Here is a 17,723-nt window from a genome sequence, read left to right as displayed (position 1 = left end):
TACGCGGCCCATTGTGGTCAGGGCGAATGCCTGTGCGGGGCGCGCGGGTATCCGGCAAGCACACAACCGGTCGATGCGGGACAATCCACACCCTGATGAAAGCCCCCGAACTGCTCCTGCCCGCCGGCTCGCTGCACCGCATGCGCGCCGCCTACAACTTCGGTGCCGACGCCGTCTACGCCGGCCAGCCGCGCTACAGCCTGCGCGCGCGCAACAACGAATTCCGCCTCGAACAGATCGCCGAAGGCATTGGCGAAGCGCACCAGCGCGGCAAGAAGTTCTTCGTCACCAGCAACCTCATCGCCCACAACGACAAGCTGCGCACCTACATCCGCGACCTGCAGCCGGTGGTCGAACTCAAACCCGACGCGCTCATCATGGCCGACGCCGGCCTGATCATGCTGGTGCGCGAGCAGATGGAAAAAGGCCTCTGGCCCGAGGTGCCGATCCACCTCTCGGTGCAGGCCAACACCACCAACAGCGCGGCGGTGAAGTTCTGGCAGAAGCAGGGCGTGACCCGCATCATCCTCAGCCGCGAGCTGAGCCTGGACGAGGTGCAGGCGATCCGCAACGACTGCCCGGACATCGAGCTGGAAGTGTTTGTGCATGGCGCGCTGTGCATCGCCTACTCGGGCCGCTGCCTGCTGAGTGGCTACTTCAACCGCCGCGACCCCAACCAGGGCACCTGCACCAACGCCTGCCGCTGGGAATACAAGACACAGGCCGCCACCACCGACACCGACACCGGCGACGCCGCCCCGGTGGCCACACTCGACGGCTTCAACTTCGCACAGGAAGACGAGGAGGCCGCCAGCGCCTTTTCGACGACGGGCTCAGGCCAGCGCCACCCCGAGGCCAACAAGGTCTGGCTGATCGAGGAAGCCGGCCGCCCCGGCGAGCTGATGCCCATCATGGAAGACGAGCACGGCACCTACATCATGAACAGCAAGGACCTGCGCGCCGTCGAGCACGTGGGCAAGCTGGCCGCCATGGGCATCGACTCGCTCAAGATCGAGGGCCGCACCAAGAGCCACTACTACGTGGCGCGCACCGCGCAGGTCTACCGCCGCGCCATCGACGACGCCATGGCCGGCAAGCCCTTCAACCCCGAGCTGCTGCTCGAACTCGAAGGCCTGTCCAACCGCGGCTACACCGGCGGCCTGATGGAACGCCGCCCGGCGCAGGACTACCAGAACTACATCACCGGCCACAGCGAAAGCCACCGCAGCCAGTTCGTGGGCGAGGTGCTGCAGGTGCGCGAAGACGGCTGGGCCGAGGTGGAGACCAAGAACCGCTTTGCGGTGGGTGACCGGCTGGAGGTGATCCACCCCAGCGGCAACCGCGTGGTGCAGCTGGACGCCATGCGCAACCAGGACGGCGAGGCCATCGACGTGGCCCAGGGCAGCCCCATCAAGGTCTGGGTGCCGCTGGCGGCGCCCAGCGAAGGCGCGCTGATCGCCCGGTTGATCGCCTGATTGGCTTTCAGCGCGCCGCGTCGCGGAAGAAGGCGGTGCGGTCCTCGTCTGCCGGGTGCGAGGCGAAGCCCAGTCCCCAGAAGCCGTCCGTCTCCTCGTCCTCTTTGACTTCGTTGCCTTTGGTCTGGCACACCGGCGCGCTGCCGGCCGGCACAGGCTTGAGGATGTCGTCGCCGCAGCGCTTGAACAGTGCGAAGCGCTCGAACAGCCGGGTCATCACCGCGGGCGACAGGCCCGCGTCGCGCAGCACGGTCACGCTGTAGGCGTCGGCCTCGCGCTCGGCCTCGCGCGAGTAGTGGGCCTGCCCCAGCCAGAGCGGCACCGTGGCCAGCACACCGCTGTAGTCGCCCCACAGGGTCGAGGTGACAAAACCCAGCACGCCCACCTGCACCAGCATGCGCACGCCATGCCGATGCTGCACATGCCCCAGCTCGTGCGCCAGCACGCCCGCGATCACGTCGGTGTCGTGCTGCAGCAGCCGTGCCATGTCGTCGGTCAGCAGCATGGTGCCGCCCGGCAGTGCCAGCGCGTTGGGACCGATGTCTTCGCTGCCGCGGATCAGCAGGCGCGAGGGCCGCACCGCCACGCCGCGCGCTGCCTGGGCCGCCGTGTGCGCGCGCAGCACCCGCTGCCAGGCCTGCTCGATGGCCTGTTGCTCCTGGGCGCTCAGCTGGCTGGGCTTCACGAAATCGTCGACCTGATCCAGCACCGTCTCGCCGATCTGCTGCTCGACACCTTCCGGGAAGCGGTCGGCCACCGCACGCGCCGCCCAGGGCAGGCCCCAGACGTAGCCAGCCACGCTCACTGCCACCAGCAGAAGCAGGCTGGCCAGCACGCCGCGCCAGCTCTGCTGCAGCCGCACCACCACCGATTCCACGTGACCCGCATCGCGGACCCAGGCGTCCCAGGCCGCCGCGTCGTCGGACTGGATGCTGCCGCCGTCGGGCAGCTGGGCGATGCGGGGCCCGCGCCGCGTGCGCTCGGGCCATTGCACCCGCCGGGCCTCGATCGTGCGGTCCACGTCCGGCCCCTTCAGGTGCAGCCGGCCCGCTGCGAGCGTGGCCTGCACCCCACGTGGCCGGCTGCTGCGGCCGTCGAAATAGCGGACCGCGAGGCCCTGGCTCGCGGACGGGGCCGAGGTGTCCATGCGTGCCGTGCTCAGAGGCCCACGTCCAGACCGAAGAAATCGCCGGCCGCGTCGCCCGCCGCCTCGGCGGGCCGATCGTGTTCCGCCGCCAGCAGGGCCTGCATGTCGGTGACGGTGCGCACGTGCACCGCCTCCAGCCGCAGGCGCGCCATGGCCACCTTGGCGAAGGGCCAGTACAGCCCCAGGGTGATGCCGATCAGCAGCCCGTTCTTTATGCTCATCCAGAGCATGTCGCGAAAACGCAGCTGGCTGATGAAGCGCATCTGGCCATTGCCGGTCTTGGTCCAGACCAGGTTCTGCAGGCGGGTGGTGATCCAGGGACCGATGCCCAGGAACATGAGCACCCAGAAGCCGACCACCAGGACAGGCAGCACCCACATCATCTCGCCCAGCAAGCCGCCCAGCGCGTCGGCGCTGCCGAAGCTGGTGACGACGTACAGCGCGATCAGCCCCATCACCCCGGCGAACAGCAGGAAGGGCTTGATCGCCAGCAGGTAGAACGAACCCACGCTGGCGCGGAAATCGGTCTGCAAGGGGCCGAGCGCGTAGTGCCGGTGCTGGTAGGCCTTCATGCGCCACAGCAGCCACGGCAGCGTCAGCACCAGCAGCACAAACGCCCCACCGAAGGACGCCATCACCCATTCGGGCGGGGCCTGCTCCGGGTCTTCGGGGATGGCAAAGGTCAGCAGCACCATCGGCAGCACCACCAGAAACGGCGGCAGGTGCGCGAGGTAGGCGTCGCGCAGCGAGCCCACGAAGCGGAACCGCAGGCCCCGCCAGCTGGTGTTGCCCATGCGGAAGGCCATGGACGAACGCCACAGGGCCGGCCACAGCGCGGCCAGCGCCACGAAGGCCACCAGGCTCGCCACGGCGGAGAAGCTGTTGGCCCAGTTGTAGAGCACGAACAGCACCCCGACCAGCACCCAGCCCTTGAACATCTGTTTGGGGTCGCCGTGAAAACCCAGCGGATCGCCGTCCACCAGGGTGTTGCCCCAGAAGTAGCGCTGGCGCCGCACCTTGGCCCAGGGCCAGTACAGGCCCAGCGTGACCAGGAGGAGGAGCAGGTTGACGATCCAGATGCGGAAGTACTCGCTGCCGGAGCCGGTGAATTCGATGGGCAGGCGGCGGACGGTGGCGACGGAGGAAGGCTCGATGTGGTTGTCGTTGAAAGGCATGTGACAGCGGGACAGTGGTGACAGACGCGGCATTGTGCCTCCCTGCCACCGGCGTCCCGCCGCGGCTGTCGCCTCCCGGAACCCGCCCGGCGGACCGAAGGCTCAGGCCATTGCCAGGCCCTGCGCCCGTCGTGCGCCGGCCCACTCCAGCTCGGCCAGGACCAGCACCATCAGCGCCTGCGCCAGCACCCAGCCCAGGCCCAGCGCGGTCAGCGACAGGCCGGCACCGAAGGCCAGCCAGAGGCTCGCCGCGACCCAGGCGAAGTTGCCCACCGCCAGCAGCTTGACGCCGCCCGCCGGGGGTTCGGCCCGGCTCGCGAGCCAGGCGGCCAGTGAGGCCGCGCCGAACACGACCAGCGCCGCCACCTGCAGCCAGGTGGCCGGAATGCCGGTCCAGCCGGACAGCGGTTCCGACAGCGCCAGATGGGACAGGCCCATGCCCAGGCCGCTGGCGGCATCGAGCCAGAGCACGCGGCGCAGGGTGGAAGCAGAGACAGTGAACATGGTGGACTCCTTGAAGTGAAACGATGGGAGCCCGATGCTCGCGGCGCCAGGGCATGGCGTCCATGACCTCGCGGGTCATGGTTCGCGCGGCGTCCGGGCCTACCATGTGCCCATGTCGAACGCCGCCTTTCCCCACGCCAGCCGCCGCCTCTCGGTCGGCGACCACCTGCGCCACTGGCGTCAGCTGCGCCACCTCAGCCAGCAGGACCTCGCCCTCGACGCCGAGCTCTCGACCCGCCACCTCAGTTGCGTGGAGACCGGCAAAGCCAGCCCCAGCCGCGAGCTGGTGCTGCGCCTGTGCGAACGGCTGGCGGTGCCGCTGCGCGAGCGCAATACGTGGCTGGTGGCGGCCGGCTACGCGCCCATGTACCGCGAACAGCGGCTGGACGAGCCGGCGATGGACGCGGCGCGGCGCGCGGTGCAGCACATCCTCGACAGCCACGAACCCTGGCCCGCCGTGGCCTTCGACCGCCACTGGCACATGGTGCTGTCCAACCGCATGGTCGCGCCGCTGCTGACCGACGTCGACCCGGCCCTGCTGCAGCCGCCGGTGAGCCTGCTGCGCGTGAGCCTGCACCCGGGCGGCCTGGCGCCGCGCATTGCCAACCTCGACCAGTGGCGCGAGCACCTGTTCGCGCGGCTGCAGCAGCAGATCCGCGCCACCGGCGACGAGGCCCTGGCGGACCTGCTCGCCGAGCTGCGCGCCTACCCGGGGCAGGCGCCCGGGTCGGCGGCGCGCCTGGCCGGCGAGCACCCGGGGGTGCTGATGCCCTTCCTGGTCCATACCCCGGCCGGCGTGCTGCACCTGATCAGCACCACCACCGTGTTCGGCTCGCCCGCCGACATCACCCTGCAGGAGCTGGCGCTGGAGACCTTCTTTCCCGGCGACGAAGCCACGGCACAGGCGCTGCGCGCGCTCGCCGCTACCATGGCTGCATGAACCAGCGCCAGAACCGGACTCCGATCTCCACCGCCCTGCTCCAGCAGCTCGCCGCCATCGCCACCCGATGGCCGAGTCCGAAGGTCCGGCGCCTGCACCTCCCGCAGCGCCCCGGCGAACCGGGCGAACACGACGCCGAGTTCTGCGCCATCGAGCTGGAAGACGGCGCCTTCGGCCTGTCCTACATCCTGCTCGGGGGCACGCTCGACCACCTGCTCGCCCGGCACGGCAGCGACCGGCACGACGCGCTGGCGGGCGCCGACCCGATGGCACTGGCGCAGCGGCTGGCCGGTGGCGACGAGGTGGAGCGCGCGGTCGCGCTGGCCGCGGTCAACGCGCTGACCGACTCGGTCTGGCGACGCATCGGCTACACGCCACCGCCGGCCGGCAACTCGCTGGGCGATGTGGTGCTCGGTCCGCAGGACCACCTGGGCATGATCGGTTTCTTCCCGCCGCTGGTGCGGCGTGTCGACGAAGCCGGCGGACGCCTCACCGTGGTGGAGATGAACGCGGAGATGGTGGCGCGGCAGCGGGAGCGTTTTCCGAAGGTCCACATCACGCTGGACCGCTCGGCGCTGGCCGCCTGCAACACCGTGGTCGGCACCTCGACCATGCTGCTCAACGATTCTCTGGACGAGATGCTGGCGGCGGCACCGAACGCCACACGCTTTGCCGTCATCGGCCCCTCGGCCGGGCTCTGGCCCGACGCGCTGTTTGATCGTGGCGTGACGCTGTTGGGCGGCACGCAGGTGGTCGATGGCGCCGCCTTCGCCGAGGCCATGGCCACCGGTGCGTCGTGGAGTTCTGCCAGTCGCAAGTTTGCGATTGCGCGCGACGGCTGGCCGGGCTGGGCGGCCCTCACGGGCGGCCCGGCCTGAAACGGACACCCGATCAGAAGGTGCGCGTTTCGTTGCGGCTGCCCGCCGCGATGGACAGTCCCCATTGCGCAAAGGTGATGGTGGAACCGTCGGAGGAGCCGTTGAAGCGCACGCCCAGCGCCTCCTCACCATCGATCCAGAGCACCTGGCTGGTGGTGGCCCCCTGCGACACGGCCACGGGCACCCGCTGGATCACTTCCCCCCGGGTCATGCCAGGGCGCAAGGCCAGGAAAGCCTGGTAGAGGGTGCCGGTGCCGCCACCGCCATTGCCCGCAAAGCGGAAGGTGCGCAGATAGGAGCGCCCGGTGGTGCGGTCGGTCCAGCGGGCCGTCGCGATCCGGTCGCCGGAGAAAGTCACCTCCAGGATTTCTGTATCGGTCTCCCAGCGCAGCACCGAGGCCGAGGTACCGGACACCGGCGCCCGGTTGACCAGGCGCTGCACATCGTCCCGGGTCATGCCGGCGCGCAGGTCGTTGAAGGCGGCGTAGAGCGGCTGGTCGTCGCCGTCATCGCCACCACCACAACCGGCCAGCGCCAGCCCGAGGCCGGACAGAAGACCCAGACCCAGCTGGCGACGGCTCAGCGCGGGATAGCGGAATGGCTTGTTCATTGTGAGTTCCTCCTGATGTATTGAAAGGCGTGGCAGGACGACCCGCCACGTCCGGGCCGGATGTTAGCGGCGGCCACCCTGTGCCAAACCGTCACCGGCAATGAAAAACGGCCCCGAAGGGCCGTTTTTCATTCATCGAAGGGATGCCGTTCAGGCCACCGTCTTCGCGGTCTCCACGTACTCCTCGATCTGGTCGAAGTTCATGTACTTGTAGATCTGGTCGGCCTTGGCGGTGATCACGCCGGTGGCGGCCAGGTACTCTTCCTTGGTCGGCAGCTTGCCCAGCTTGGACGCCACGGCGGCCAGCTCGGCCGAGCCCAGGAACACGTTGGTGTTCTTGCCCAGGCGGTTCGGGAAGTTGCGGGTCGAGGTGGAGATCACCGTCGCGCCTTCGCGCACCTGGGCCTGGTTGCCCATGCACAGCGAGCAGCCGGGCATTTCGGTGCGGGCACCGGCGGCGCCGAAGTTGGCGTAGTGGCCTTCCTTGGTCAGTTCGGCCGCATCCATCTTGGTCGGCGGCGCCACCCACAGCTTGACCGGGATGTCGCGCGCGCCGCCCAGCACGGTGGCGGCCGCGCGGAAGTGGCCAATGTTGGTCATGCACGAACCGATGAAGGCCTCGTCGATCTTGGTGCCGGCGACTTCGGACAGGAACTTGGCGTCGTCCGGATCGTTCGGGCAGCAGACGATCGGCTCGGTGATATCGGCCAGGTCGATCTCGATCACGGCGGCGTATTCGGCGTCCTTGTCGGCTTCGAGCAGCTCGGGCTTGGCCAGCCAGGCCTCGACCTTCTCGATGCGGCGCGCCAGGGTCTTCGCGTCCTGGTAACCGTCGGCGATCATGTTCTTCATCAGAACGATGTTCGACTTCAGGTACTCCTGCACCGGCTCCTTGTTGAGCTTGATGGTGCAGCCGGCGGCCGAGCGCTCGGCCGAGGCGTCGGACAACTCGAAGGCCTGTTCCACCTTCAGGTCGGGCAGACCTTCGATTTCCAGGATGCGGCCCGAGAAGATATTCTTCTTGCCGGCCTTGGCCACGGTCAGCAAGCCGGCCTTGATCGCGTACAGCGGAATCGCATGCACCAGGTCACGCAGGGTGACGCCGGGCTGCATCTGGCCCTTGAAGCGCACCAGCACCGACTCGGGCATGTCCAGCGGCATCACACCGGTGGCGGCGCCGAAGGCCACCAGACCGGAACCGGCCGGGAAGGAAATGCCGATCGGGAAGCGGGTGTGCGAGTCACCGCCGGTGCCCACGGTGTCGGGCAGCAGCAGGCGGTTGAGCCAGCTGTGGATCACGCCGTCGCCCGGGCGCAGGGACACGCCGCCGCGGCTGCTGATGAAGGCCGGCAGTTCGCGATGGGTCTTCACGTCCACCGGCTTCGGGTAGGCGGCCGTGTGGCAGAAGGACTGCATCACGAGGTCGGCCGAGAAGCCCAGGCAGGCCAGGTCCTTCAGCTCGTCGCGGGTCATCGGGCCAGTGGTGTCCTGCGAACCGACGGTCGTCATCTTGGGCTCGCAGTAGGTGCCGGGGCGCACGCCCTGGCCTTCCGGCAGGCCGACGGCGCGACCGACCATCTTCTGTGCCAGGGTGAAGCCGGCCTTGCTCTCGGCGGGCGCCTGCGGCAGGCGGAACTGGGTCGAGGCGGGCAGGCCCAGGAACTCGCGCGCCTTGGCGGTCAGCGAGCGGCCGATGATCAGGTTGATGCGGCCGCCGGCGCGCACTTCGTCGAACAGCACGTCGCTGCGCAGCTTGAACTCGGTGACGGTCTCGCCGTTCTTGACGATCTTGCCGTCGTAGGGCATGACTTCGATGACGTCGCCCATCTCCAGCTTGGAGACGTCCACTTCGATCGGCAGCGCGCCGGAGTCTTCCTGCGTGTTGAAGAAGATCGGGGCGATCTTGCCTCCCAGCGTGACGCCGCCGAAGCGCTTGTTCGGCACGAAGGGGATGTCCTGGCCCGTGGCCCAGATCACGCTGTTGGTGGCCGACTTGCGCGAAGAACCGGTACCGACCACGTCGCCCACGTAGGCCACGAGGTTGCCCTTCTTCTTCAGATCCTCGATGAACTGCATCGGGCCACGCTTGCCGTCTTCTTCGGGCTTGAAGGCCGCGTCGGGGCGCGTGTTCTTCAGCATCGCCAGGTAGTGCATCGGGATGTCCGGGCGGCTCCAGGCGTCCGGGGCGGGCGACAGGTCGTCGGTGTTGGTCTCGCCGGGCACCTTGAACACGGTGACGGTGATGCTCTTGGGCACTTCGGGGCGGGTGGTGAACCACTCGGCGTCGGCCCACGACTGCATAACTTCCTTGGCCTTGGCGTTGCCGGCCTTGGCCTTCTCTGCGACGTCGTTGAAGAAGTCGAACATCAGCAGGGTCTTCTTCAGACCTTCGGCGGCGACGCCTGCCACTTCGGCGTCGTCCAGCAGCTCGATCAGCGGGTGCACGTTGTAGCCACCCACCATGGTGCCCAGCAGCTCGGTGGCCTTGGCCTTGGAGATCAGGGCGACCTTTTCGTCACCATGGGCCACGGCGGCCAGGAACGAGGCCTTGACCTTGGCGGCGTCGTCCACGCCCGGCGGCACGCGGTGCGTCAGCAGGTCCAGCAGGAAGGCGTCTTCACCGGCGGGCGGGTTCTTGATCAGTTCGATCAGGGCGGCGACCTGCTTGGCGTCGAGCGGCAGCGGGGGAATGCCCAGGGCGGCGCGTTCAGCGACGTGGGCGCGGTAGTCGGTCAGGAAGGTCGACATGGCGTTCTCCGGTGGGGTGGGTGATGGTTGGTGTTCGAAAGTCATGCAAGAAACCAGCCGCGCACGGTCTCGGGCAGGGCATGCCCGGTCTGGTGCGCGCGCTCGATCACTTGCCAGTAATAGCGGTAGCTGGCGCGGTCGTGCAGCCGGCCTTCGTGCTGCACCGGCGCCCAATCAGCGGCCGCGGCGCGTTCGACGATGGCCAGCGCGGTCTCGATTTCAGCCTCGGCGGGTGAAAACGCGGCGACGATGGCGCGGATCTGGTCCGGGTGGATGCTCCACATGCGGGTGTAGCCGAGTTCGGTGGCCGCCTTGCGCACGGCGTTCTGCAGCGCGGGCAGGTCCTTGAACTCGGTCACCACGTTGTGTGAAGGCACCTTGCCGTGCGCGTGGCATGCCGCCGCCATCTCGATCTTGGCCCGCAGCACGTGCGGGTGGCTGAACTGCCCCGCCAGCGTCATCGCCGAGGCGGGAATCGCCCCGCCGTGGGCCGAGACGAAGTCCATCAGACCGAAGCTCAGGGATGCGACGCGCGGGTGGGCCGCGATGTCGAAGGCGCGGTGCACCGCGGCCGGCGACTCGATCAGCACATGCAGCGGCAAGGCGGCGGCGCCAGCGGCGTCCATGGCCGCCACGGCGCGTTCGACGTCGGCCACCGACTCCACCTTGGGCACCATGAGGTGGCACAGCCGCGCGCCGGCCTGACCGGCAATCGTGGCCACATCGGCCTCGAAGTGGGGATGGTTCACCGGGTGGACCCGGGCGGCGACGCGGGCGGCTGCTGGGGCGCCCAACGCCAGTTCCGTGACCAGGGCCGCGTGCTCGGCCTCACCACCGACGGGCGCCCCGTCTTCGCAGTCGAGCGTGACATCGAAGACGCAGGCGCCGAACTCGGCACTCAGTTCGGCCTGCAGCTGCAGGCTCTTCCTCATCCGCGCTTCGACACCGCTGTAGTGATCGCAGACCGGCAATGCAAATGCACCGGCCTGGGCTCCAACAAGGATGTCGCGCGGGTGAGGTTTCACGGAGTTACCAAGCGGTTACCAGCTCAGAGCAGGTGCTTGACGCCGTCCTTCTCGCCTTCGAGCTCGGCCAGGGTCTTGTTGATGCACTCTTGCGAGAAGGCGTCGATGGGCAGGCCTTCGACGATCTTGTACTCGCCACCTTCGCAGGTGACGGGGTAGCCGAACATGACTTCCTTGGGGATGCCGTATTCGCCATTGGACGGGATGCCCATGGTGACCCATTTGCCGTTGGTGCCCAGGGCCCAGTCGCGCATGTGGTCGATGGCGGCGTTGGCGGCGGAAGCAGCCGACGACAGGCCACGGGCGGCGATGATGGCGGCGCCGCGCTTGCCCACGGTGGGCAGGAACACGTTGGCGTTCCAGTCGTGGTCATTGATGGTGTCCTTGACAGACTTGCCGTTCACCGTGGCGAAGCGGTAGTCGGCGTACATGGTGGGCGAGTGGTTGCCCCACACAGCCAGCTTCTCGATGTCGCCCACGGCGCAGCCGATCTTGGCGGCGATCTGGCTGGCGGCACGGTTGTGGTCCAGGCGCAGCATGGCGGTGAAGTTCTTGGCCGGCAGGTCTGGGGCCGACTTCATGGCGATGTAGGCGTTGGTGTTGGCGGGGTTGCCGACCACCAGCACGCGCACATTGCGCGAGGCCACGGCGTTCAGGGCCTTGCCCTGGGCGGTGAAGATCTGGGCGTTGGCGGCCAGCAGGTCGGCGCGCTCCATGCCGGGACCACGGGGACGGGCGCCGACCAGCAGGGCGTAGTCGGTGTCCTTGAAGGCGGTCATCGGGTCGCTGTGAGCTTCGATGCCGGCCAGCAGCGGGAAGGCGCAGTCTTCCAGTTCCATGATCACGCCCTTGAGCGCGTTCTGGGCCTTCTCGTCCGGGATTTCCAGCAGCTGCAGGATCACGGGCTGGTCCTTGCCCAGCATTTCGCCGGAGGCGATACGGAACAGCAGGGCGTAACCGATCTGACCTGCGGCGCCAGTGACGGCAACACGGACGGGCTTCTTGCTCATGGTGAAAACTCCAGAAGGGACGTTGGGAAATTGAAATATCGATGGGGCTTGACCCCTTGGACAGCCCGCGAGTGTACCCGCGTAAACCCGTAGGCGTCAATTTGTCTTATGTCTTATATAAGATATGATTGCACATCAAAAATAGCGGGCCACGGCGTTGGGTCATTTGCCCGCTCACCCACCGACAACATGGCCTCCGCACATCCTTCGCAGCCCGACCTGTCCCAGGAGGAATCGCGCGCACCTGCCGACTCGGCGGGCACCGGACCGGCCGCGCCTCTTCCGCCAACACCGGCTTTCAGCCCCCTGTACCAGCAGATCAAGTCGCTGATCCTGCGCAGCCTGCAGGCAGGCGAATGGAAACCGGGCGACATGATCCCCAGCGAGTTCGACCTGGCCGCCCGCTTCCGCGTGAGCCAGGGCACGGTGCGCAAGGCGATCGACGAACTGGCCACCGACAACCTGCTGGTGCGCCGCCAGGGCAAGGGCACCTTCGTGGCCACCCACGCCGAACAGCACATCCAGTACCGCTTCCTGCGTGTGCTGCCCGACGCGAGCGCGCCGGAAGCCCAGGGCCCGGCCGAGCGGCGCATCATCGAATGCCGCCGCCTGCGTGGGCCGGCCGAGGTGGCCCGGCAACTCGACCTCAAGGGCGGCGACTCGCTGGTACAGGTCCGGCGCGTGCTCTCGTTCTCCGGCACGCCTGCCATCCTGGAAGACATCTGGCTGCCCGGCGCGCCATTCAAGGGCCTGAGCATCGAAACCCTGTCCAGCGACAAGGGTCCCATGTACGCCCTGTTCGAAGCACAGTTCGGCGTGCGCATGGTGCGCGCGACCGAGAAGATCAAGGCCGTGGCCGCCGATGCCGATGCCGCAGCACTGCTGGGGGTCGAAGTGGGCCACCCGCTGCTGAGCGTGGAACGTCTGGCCTACACCTACAACGACGTGCCGATGGAACTGCGGCGCGGCCTCTACCGCACGGAAACCCGGCACTATCACAACGAACTGAACTGAGTCGCCAACGCGCCGGAGCCCGACACGTCAAGGCCAGATGTCAGGCCTGGGTATGCTGCGTTGCAATAGAATTTCAAGGTTTGTAATTCGGGTTACCACCGAGTTACAAGCTCCCTTCCAACCCCGAACCCCACGGAAGAAAGCCCCACCATGACCGAGTTGACCAAGAAGCGGCCTGAGTTCCGCAACATCAACGCCTTCAAGGATCTGACCACCTACCGCCTGCCTCTGGCCGGCTGGGTGTCGATCCTGCACCGCGCCAGCGGTGGCCTGATGTTCATCCTGCTGCCCCTGATCGTCTGGCTGTTCGACACCTCGGTGTCGTCCGAGATCTCTTACGAACGTTTCAGCGCAGCCTTCTCGGGCGGCATCGGACTGGTTCCCGGCTGGCTGTTCAAGCTGGTGGTGCTGGCCATCATCTGGGCCTACCTGCACCACCTGATTGCCGGCCTGCGCCACCTGTACATGGACATGACGCACTCGGTGACCAAGGAGTTCGGCAAGTCCTCCGCCATCGTGACGCTGGCCCTGTCCATCGGACTGACGCTGATCCTCGGCGCCAAGCTGTTCGGCCTGTACTGATCCCGCGAAAGAAGGAGACCAACATGTCCGTCAATTACGGTTCCAAACGCGTCGTCACCGGCGCCCACTACGGGCTGCGCGACTGGCTCGCCCAACGCATCACCGGCGCGCTCTTCGCCCTGCTGACCCTCATCGTGCTGGCCAAGGTGCTGCTCACCAGCGGCCCTCTGGGTTACGAGGGCTGGGCCGGCATCTTCGCCCCCCAGTGGATGAAGGCACTGACCTTCGCGGCCTTCATCGCCATCGCCTATCACATCTGGATCGGCATGCGCGACATCTGGATGGACTACGTCAAGCCCACCGGCATCCGCCTGGCCCTGCACATCTTCACCATCGTCTGGCTCGTGGCCTGCCTGGGCTGGGCTGTTCAAGTTCTCTGGAGACTCTGATCCATGACCACCACCGCATCCCTTTCCAAGCGCAAGTTCGACGTGGTCATCGTCGGAGCCGGCGGCTCCGGCATGCGTGCCTCTCTGCAACTGGCCCGCGCCGGCCTCAAGGTGGCCGTGCTCTCGAAGGTCTTCCCGACCCGCTCGCACACCGTTGCAGCGCAAGGTGGCGTGTCCGCCTCGCTGGGCAACATGAGCGAAGACAGCTGGGAATACCACTTCTACGACACCGTCAAGGGTTCCGACTGGCTCGGTGACCAGGACGCCATCGAGTTCATGTGCCGCGAAGCGCCCAAGGTCGTGTATGAGCTCGAACACTTCGGCATGCCGTTCGACCGCAACCCCGACGGCACGATCTACCAGCGTCCGTTCGGCGGCCACACCGCCAACTACGGCGAAAAGCCAGTGCAGCGCGCCTGCGCCGCGGCCGACCGCACCGGCCACGCCATGCTGCACACGCTGTACCAGGCCAACGTGTCGGCCAAGACCACCTTCTTCGTGGAGTGGATGGCGCTGGACCTGATCCGCGACGCCAGCGGCGACGTGGTGGGCGTGACCGCCCTCGAAATGGAAACCGGCGACACCTACGTGCTCGAAGCCAAGACCGTGCTGCTGGCCACCGGTGGTGCCGGCCGCATCTTCCAGTCCTCGACCAACGCCTTCATCAACACCGGCGACGGCCTGGGCATGGCCGCCCGTGCCGGCATCGCGCTGCAGGACATGGAGTTCTGGCAGTTCCACCCCACCGGCGTGGCCGGCGCGGGCGTGCTGCTGACCGAAGGCTGCCGCGGCGAAGGCGCCATCCTGCTCAACAGCAATGGCGAGCGTTTCATGGAGCGCTACGCGCCCACGCTGAAGGACCTGGCACCGCGCGACTTCGTGTCCCGCTGCATGGGTCAGGAAATCCTGGAAGGCCGTGGCTGTGGTCCCAACAAGGACTACATCCATATGAAGCTGGACCACCTGGGTGCCGACACCATCCACAAGCGCCTGCCCTCGGTGTATGAGATCGGCGTGAACTTCGCCAACGTCGACGTGACGCGCGAGCCGATCCCGGTCGTGCCCACCATCCACTACCAGATGGGTGGCATCCCGACCAACATCCACGGCCAGGTGGTCGAGCGCTTCAACGGTGAAGACCGTCCGGTCAACGGCCTCTACGCGGTGGGCGAATGCTCCTGCGTGTCGGTGCACGGCGCCAACCGCCTGGGCACCAACTCGCTGCTGGACCTGCTCGTCTTCGGCAAGGCCGCCGGCAACCACATCATCGCCAACGTCAACCCCAAGCAGGAGCACAAGGACCTGCCCAAGGACGCCGCCGACAAGACCCTGGCCCGCCTGGCCCGCCTGGACAGCGCCAAGAACGGCGAGTACGCCCAGGACGTTGCCAACGACATGCGCGCCATCATGCAGACGCACGCGGGCGTGTTCCGCAGCCAGGAGTCCATGGACGCCGGTGTGCAGAAGATCAACGCCCTGCGCGAGCGCGTGGGCGCCATCGGCCTGAAGGACAACTCCAAGGTGTTCAACACCGCGCGCATCGAAGCGCTGGAAGTCGAGAACCTGATGGAGGCCGCCCAGGCCACCATGACCAGCGCGGCCGCCCGCAAGGAATGCCGCGGCGCCCACCTGGTGCGCGACTACGAACACGACGTCAACCACCCGACCTGCCCGCTGGGCCGCAACGACGCCGAGTGGATGAAGCACACCCTCTGGTACCAGGACGGCAACAAGCTGGACTACAAGCCGGTGCGCATGAAGCCCCTGACCGCCGAAACGGTGCCCCCGAAGCCCCGCACCTTCTGACCGGAATCAGCGAACACAAGGACACTGAAAAATGGCACAACGCACTTTCAAGATCTACCGCTACGACCCGGACAAGGACGCCAAGCCGTACATGCAGACCATCCAGGTCGAACTGGACGGCACCGAGCGCATGCTGCTGGACGCCCTGATCAAGCTCAAGGCCGTGGACCCCACGCTGTCGTTCCGCCGCTCCTGCCGCGAAGGCGTGTGCGGTTCGGACGCCATGAACATCAACGGCAAGAACGGCCTGGCCTGCCTGACCAACCTGAACACGCTCAAGGGCGACATCGTGCTCAAGCCGCTGCCCGGCCTGCCGGTCGTTCGCGACCTGATCGTGGACATGACGCTGTTCTTCAAGCAGTACCACAGCATCAAGCCCTACCTGATCAACGAGACCCCCGCCCCCGAGCGCGAGCGCCTGCAGAGCCCCGAAGAGCGCGAAGAGCTCAACGGCCTGTACGAGTGCATCCTGTGCGCCAGCTGCTCCACGAGCTGCCCCAGCTTCTGGTGGAACCCCGACAAGTTCGTCGGCCCCGCCGGTCTGCTGCAGGCGTATCGCTTCATCGCCGACAGCCGCGACCAGGCCACCGCCGAGCGTCTGGACAACCTGGAAGACCCGTACCGTCTGTTCCGCTGCCACACCATCATGAACTGTGTGGACGTCTGCCCCAAGAGCCTGAACCCCACCAAGGCCATTGGCAAGATCAAGGAACTGATGGTGCGCCGCGCCGTCTGATCCCGCGTTTTATGACCATGAATGCCAGCCCCGGTGACGCCGTGCTCGATGCCCCGGCATTGAGCAAGCTGCGCTGGCGCTGCCGCCGTGGGCTGCTCGAGAACGACCTGTTCATCGAGCAGTTCTTTGCCAGACATGAGTCTGGCTTGACTGTCAGGCAGGCCGAAGCTCTGGGGGTTCTAATGGACCTTTCCGACAACGATCTGCTTGATCTGTTGCTCGGCCGCAAGAAGCCCGAGGGCCTACAGGCCAGTGACGACGTCACTCAGGTGCTGGGCATGCTGCGCGCTGCCCGACGACCCGATTAACCTCTACCAGGAAACCGCATGAAACTCGTAGACAACAAAGCCACCCTGTCGTTCTCCAACGGCAGCCCCAGCGTCGAGATGCCGGTGTACGGCGGCAGCATCGGTCCGGACGTGATCGACATCCGCAAGCTGTATGCACAGACCGGCATGTTCACCTACGACCCCGGCTTCCTGTCCACGGCGTCCTGCCAGTCGGCCATCACCTACATCGACGGCGACAAGGGCGAACTGCTGTACCGCGGCTACCCGATCGAGCAGCTGGCCACCCAGGCCGACTACCTCGACACCTGCTTCCTGCTGCTCAATGGCGAACTACCCAATGAGACGGAGCGAGGCGACTTCCACAAGCTCGTGACCAACCACACGATGGTCAACGAGCAGATGCAGTTCTTCCTGCGTGGCTTCCGGCGCGACGCCCACCCCATGGCCGTGCTGACCGGTCTGGTAGGCGCCCTGTCGGCCTTCTATCACGACAGCACCGACATCAACAACCCCGAGCACCGCCGCATCGCCGCGATCCGCCTGATCGCCAAGATGCCCACGCTGGTGGCCATGTCCTACAAATACGGTGTGGGCCAGCCCTACATGTACCCGCGCAACGACCTGAGCTACTCGGGCAACTTCCTGCGCATGATGTTCGGCACGCCCTGCGAGGACTACAAGGTCAACCCGGTGCTGGAAAAAGCGCTGGACCGCATCTTCATCCTGCACGCCGACCACGAGCAGAACGCCTCCACCTCCACCGTGCGCCTGTGCGGCTCGTCGGGCACCAATCCGTTCGCCGCCATCGCAGCCGGTGTGGCCTGCCTCTGGGGCCCCGCTCACGGTGGCGCCAACGAGGCCTGCCTGAACATGCTGGAAGACATCCAGCGCAACGGCGGCGTGGCCAAGGTCGGCGAGTTCATGAACCAGGTCAAGGACAAGAACAGCGGCGTCAAGCTGATGGGCTTCGGTCACCGCGTGTACAAGAACTACGACCCGCGCGCCAAGCTGATGCAGGAAACCTGCAACGAGGTGCTGGCCGAGCTGGGTCTGGAAAACGACCCGCTGTTCAAGCTGGCCAAGGAACTGGAAAAGATCGCCCTGGAGGACGACTACTTCGTGCAGCGCAAGCTCTACCCGAACGTCGACTTCTACTCCGGCATCGTGCAGCGCGCCATCGGCATTCCGGTCAGCCTGTTCACCGGCATCTTCGCGCTGGCCCGCACCGTCGGCTGGATCGCCCAGCTCAACGAAATGCTGGCCGACCCCGAGTACAAGATCGGCCGCCCGCGCCAACTGTTCACGGGCGCCGCTCGCCGCGACGTCCCCGCCAGTTTCAAGCGCTGATCCCGCCTTGCCCCACAAAACCCGCCTCTGGCGGGTTTTGTTTTTTG

General features: G+C 66.9%; 17 protein-coding genes. 10 read left to right on the top strand and 7 right to left on the bottom strand.

The features are described from left to right. Positions 1–95 precede the first annotated feature (95 nt). Positions 96–1,475, top strand: a complete 1,380-nt coding sequence (trhP, locus tag HPS01S_RS00775; protein ID WP_066149788.1) for a prephenate-dependent tRNA uridine(34) hydroxylase TrhP — start codon at positions 96–98, stop codon at positions 1,473–1,475. A gap of 7 nt (positions 1,476–1,482) precedes the next feature. Here trhP and HPS01S_RS00770 read toward each other — a convergent pair whose 3' ends face one another. The 3 genes from HPS01S_RS00770 to HPS01S_RS00760 all read right to left on the bottom strand — a co-directional run bounded on the left by HPS01S_RS00770 (position 1,483) and on the right by HPS01S_RS00760 (position 4,301). After that, complete coding sequence (locus HPS01S_RS00770) at positions 1,483–2,622, bottom strand: M48 family metallopeptidase (RefSeq protein ID WP_066149784.1); 1,140 nt, start codon at positions 2,620–2,622, stop codon at positions 1,483–1,485. An 11-nt stretch (positions 2,623–2,633) separates the two neighbouring features. Continuing rightward, the gene (locus tag HPS01S_RS00765) at positions 2,634–3,797 is read right to left on the bottom strand and encodes a YjgN family protein (RefSeq protein WP_066149780.1); all 1,164 of its coding nucleotides are present in this window, start codon (positions 3,795–3,797) and stop codon (positions 2,634–2,636) included. A 102-nt stretch (positions 3,798–3,899) separates the two neighbouring features. After that, complete coding sequence (locus HPS01S_RS00760) at positions 3,900–4,301, bottom strand: hypothetical protein (RefSeq protein ID WP_066149778.1); 402 nt, start codon at positions 4,299–4,301, stop codon at positions 3,900–3,902. 112 nt (positions 4,302–4,413) lie between these two features. Here HPS01S_RS00760 and HPS01S_RS00755 point away from each other — a divergent pair, with 112 nt between their 5' ends. Further along, the gene (locus HPS01S_RS00755) at positions 4,414–5,241 is read left to right on the top strand and encodes a helix-turn-helix domain-containing protein (RefSeq protein WP_066150872.1); all 828 of its coding nucleotides are present in this window, start codon (positions 4,414–4,416) and stop codon (positions 5,239–5,241) included. After that, positions 5,238–6,119: a Rossmann-like domain-containing protein gene (locus HPS01S_RS00750; protein WP_066149775.1), complete on the top strand. Its 882-nt coding sequence runs from the start codon at positions 5,238–5,240 to the stop codon at positions 6,117–6,119. The genes HPS01S_RS00755 and HPS01S_RS00750 overlap by 4 nt, the downstream gene beginning before the upstream one ends. A 13-nt stretch (positions 6,120–6,132) precedes the next feature. Here HPS01S_RS00750 and HPS01S_RS00745 read toward each other — a convergent pair whose 3' ends face one another. The 4 genes from HPS01S_RS00745 to HPS01S_RS00730 all read right to left on the bottom strand — a co-directional run bounded on the left by HPS01S_RS00745 (position 6,133) and on the right by HPS01S_RS00730 (position 11,512). Continuing rightward, on the bottom strand, positions 6,133–6,729 hold the full coding sequence (locus tag HPS01S_RS00745; RefSeq protein ID WP_066149772.1) for a hypothetical protein: 597 nt from the start codon (positions 6,727–6,729) through the stop codon (positions 6,133–6,135). Between the two features lie 150 nt (positions 6,730–6,879). Beyond that, positions 6,880–9,477, bottom strand: a complete 2,598-nt coding sequence (acnB, locus tag HPS01S_RS00740; RefSeq protein WP_066149770.1) for a bifunctional aconitate hydratase 2/2-methylisocitrate dehydratase — start codon at positions 9,475–9,477, stop codon at positions 6,880–6,882. Between the two features lie 41 nt (positions 9,478–9,518). After that, positions 9,519–10,502, bottom strand: coding sequence for an HpcH/HpaI aldolase/citrate lyase family protein (locus HPS01S_RS00735; RefSeq protein WP_255284122.1), 984 nt, complete (start codon positions 10,500–10,502; stop codon positions 9,519–9,521). A gap of 23 nt (positions 10,503–10,525) precedes the next feature. Continuing rightward, positions 10,526–11,512: a malate dehydrogenase gene (locus tag HPS01S_RS00730; protein ID WP_066149765.1), complete on the bottom strand. Its 987-nt coding sequence runs from the start codon at positions 11,510–11,512 to the stop codon at positions 10,526–10,528. A gap of 189 nt (positions 11,513–11,701) precedes the next feature. On the opposite strand from HPS01S_RS00730, the gene HPS01S_RS00725 reads away from it, so the two are divergent. The 7 genes from HPS01S_RS00725 to HPS01S_RS00695 all read left to right on the top strand — a co-directional run bounded on the left by HPS01S_RS00725 (position 11,702) and on the right by HPS01S_RS00695 (position 17,676). Continuing rightward, positions 11,702–12,526, top strand: a complete 825-nt coding sequence (locus HPS01S_RS00725) for a GntR family transcriptional regulator (protein WP_066149762.1) — start codon at positions 11,702–11,704, stop codon at positions 12,524–12,526. A gap of 150 nt (positions 12,527–12,676) precedes the next feature. Then, positions 12,677–13,108, top strand: coding sequence for a succinate dehydrogenase, cytochrome b556 subunit (gene sdhC, locus HPS01S_RS00720; protein WP_066149759.1), 432 nt, complete (start codon positions 12,677–12,679; stop codon positions 13,106–13,108). Positions 13,109–13,131: 23 nt separating this feature from the next. Further along, on the top strand, positions 13,132–13,497 hold the full coding sequence (gene sdhD / locus HPS01S_RS00715; protein WP_066149756.1) for a succinate dehydrogenase, hydrophobic membrane anchor protein: 366 nt from the start codon (positions 13,132–13,134) through the stop codon (positions 13,495–13,497). Between the two features lie 3 nt (positions 13,498–13,500). Further along, complete coding sequence (sdhA, locus tag HPS01S_RS00710) at positions 13,501–15,303, top strand: succinate dehydrogenase flavoprotein subunit (protein ID WP_066149753.1); 1,803 nt, start codon at positions 13,501–13,503, stop codon at positions 15,301–15,303. A 31-nt stretch (positions 15,304–15,334) separates the two neighbouring features. Then, positions 15,335–16,039 carry a succinate dehydrogenase iron-sulfur subunit gene (locus HPS01S_RS00705; protein WP_066149750.1) on the top strand — a complete coding sequence of 235 codons (705 nt, stop codon included), beginning with the start codon at positions 15,335–15,337 and terminating at the stop codon, positions 16,037–16,039. A gap of 11 nt (positions 16,040–16,050) precedes the next feature. Continuing rightward, a complete protein-coding gene (locus HPS01S_RS00700) occupies positions 16,051–16,347 on the top strand; it encodes an FAD assembly factor SdhE (RefSeq protein ID WP_371836586.1) in 297 nt (98 codons plus the stop codon). A gap of 18 nt (positions 16,348–16,365) precedes the next feature. Further along, positions 16,366–17,676, top strand: a complete 1,311-nt coding sequence (locus tag HPS01S_RS00695; protein WP_066149747.1) for a citrate synthase — start codon at positions 16,366–16,368, stop codon at positions 17,674–17,676. Positions 17,677–17,723: the final 47 nt, after the last annotated feature.

The sequence above is a fragment of the Hydrogenophaga pseudoflava NBRC 102511 genome, from assembly GCF_001592285.1.
GTDB lineage: Bacteria > Pseudomonadota > Gammaproteobacteria > Burkholderiales > Burkholderiaceae_C > Hydrogenophaga > Hydrogenophaga pseudoflava.
This window is presented reverse-complemented; position numbering and strand designations above follow the sequence as displayed.

Coding starts and splice junctions, on each gene's coding strand:
- trhP (WP_066149788.1), top strand. CDS start 96: ATGAAAGCCCCCGAACTGCTCCTGCCCGCCGGCTCGCTGCACCGCATG.
- HPS01S_RS00770 (WP_066149784.1), bottom strand. CDS start 2,622: ATGGACACCTCGGCCCCGTCCGCGAGCCAGGGCCTCGCGGTCCGCTAT.
- HPS01S_RS00765 (WP_066149780.1), bottom strand. CDS start 3,797: ATGCCTTTCAACGACAACCACATCGAGCCTTCCTCCGTCGCCACCGTC.
- HPS01S_RS00760 (WP_066149778.1), bottom strand. CDS start 4,301: ATGTTCACTGTCTCTGCTTCCACCCTGCGCCGCGTGCTCTGGCTCGAT.
- HPS01S_RS00755 (WP_066150872.1), top strand. CDS start 4,414: ATGTCGAACGCCGCCTTTCCCCACGCCAGCCGCCGCCTCTCGGTCGGC.
- HPS01S_RS00750 (WP_066149775.1), top strand. CDS start 5,238: ATGAACCAGCGCCAGAACCGGACTCCGATCTCCACCGCCCTGCTCCAG.
- HPS01S_RS00745 (WP_066149772.1), bottom strand. CDS start 6,729: ATGAACAAGCCATTCCGCTATCCCGCGCTGAGCCGTCGCCAGCTGGGT.
- acnB (WP_066149770.1), bottom strand. CDS start 9,477: ATGTCGACCTTCCTGACCGACTACCGCGCCCACGTCGCTGAACGCGCC.
- HPS01S_RS00730 (WP_066149765.1), bottom strand. CDS start 11,512: ATGAGCAAGAAGCCCGTCCGTGTTGCCGTCACTGGCGCCGCAGGTCAG.
- HPS01S_RS00725 (WP_066149762.1), top strand. CDS start 11,702: ATGGCCTCCGCACATCCTTCGCAGCCCGACCTGTCCCAGGAGGAATCG.
- sdhC (WP_066149759.1), top strand. CDS start 12,677: ATGACCGAGTTGACCAAGAAGCGGCCTGAGTTCCGCAACATCAACGCC.
- sdhD (WP_066149756.1), top strand. CDS start 13,132: ATGTCCGTCAATTACGGTTCCAAACGCGTCGTCACCGGCGCCCACTAC.
- sdhA (WP_066149753.1), top strand. CDS start 13,501: ATGACCACCACCGCATCCCTTTCCAAGCGCAAGTTCGACGTGGTCATC.
- HPS01S_RS00705 (WP_066149750.1), top strand. CDS start 15,335: ATGGCACAACGCACTTTCAAGATCTACCGCTACGACCCGGACAAGGAC.
- HPS01S_RS00700 (WP_371836586.1), top strand. CDS start 16,051: ATGACCATGAATGCCAGCCCCGGTGACGCCGTGCTCGATGCCCCGGCA.
- HPS01S_RS00695 (WP_066149747.1), top strand. CDS start 16,366: ATGAAACTCGTAGACAACAAAGCCACCCTGTCGTTCTCCAACGGCAGC.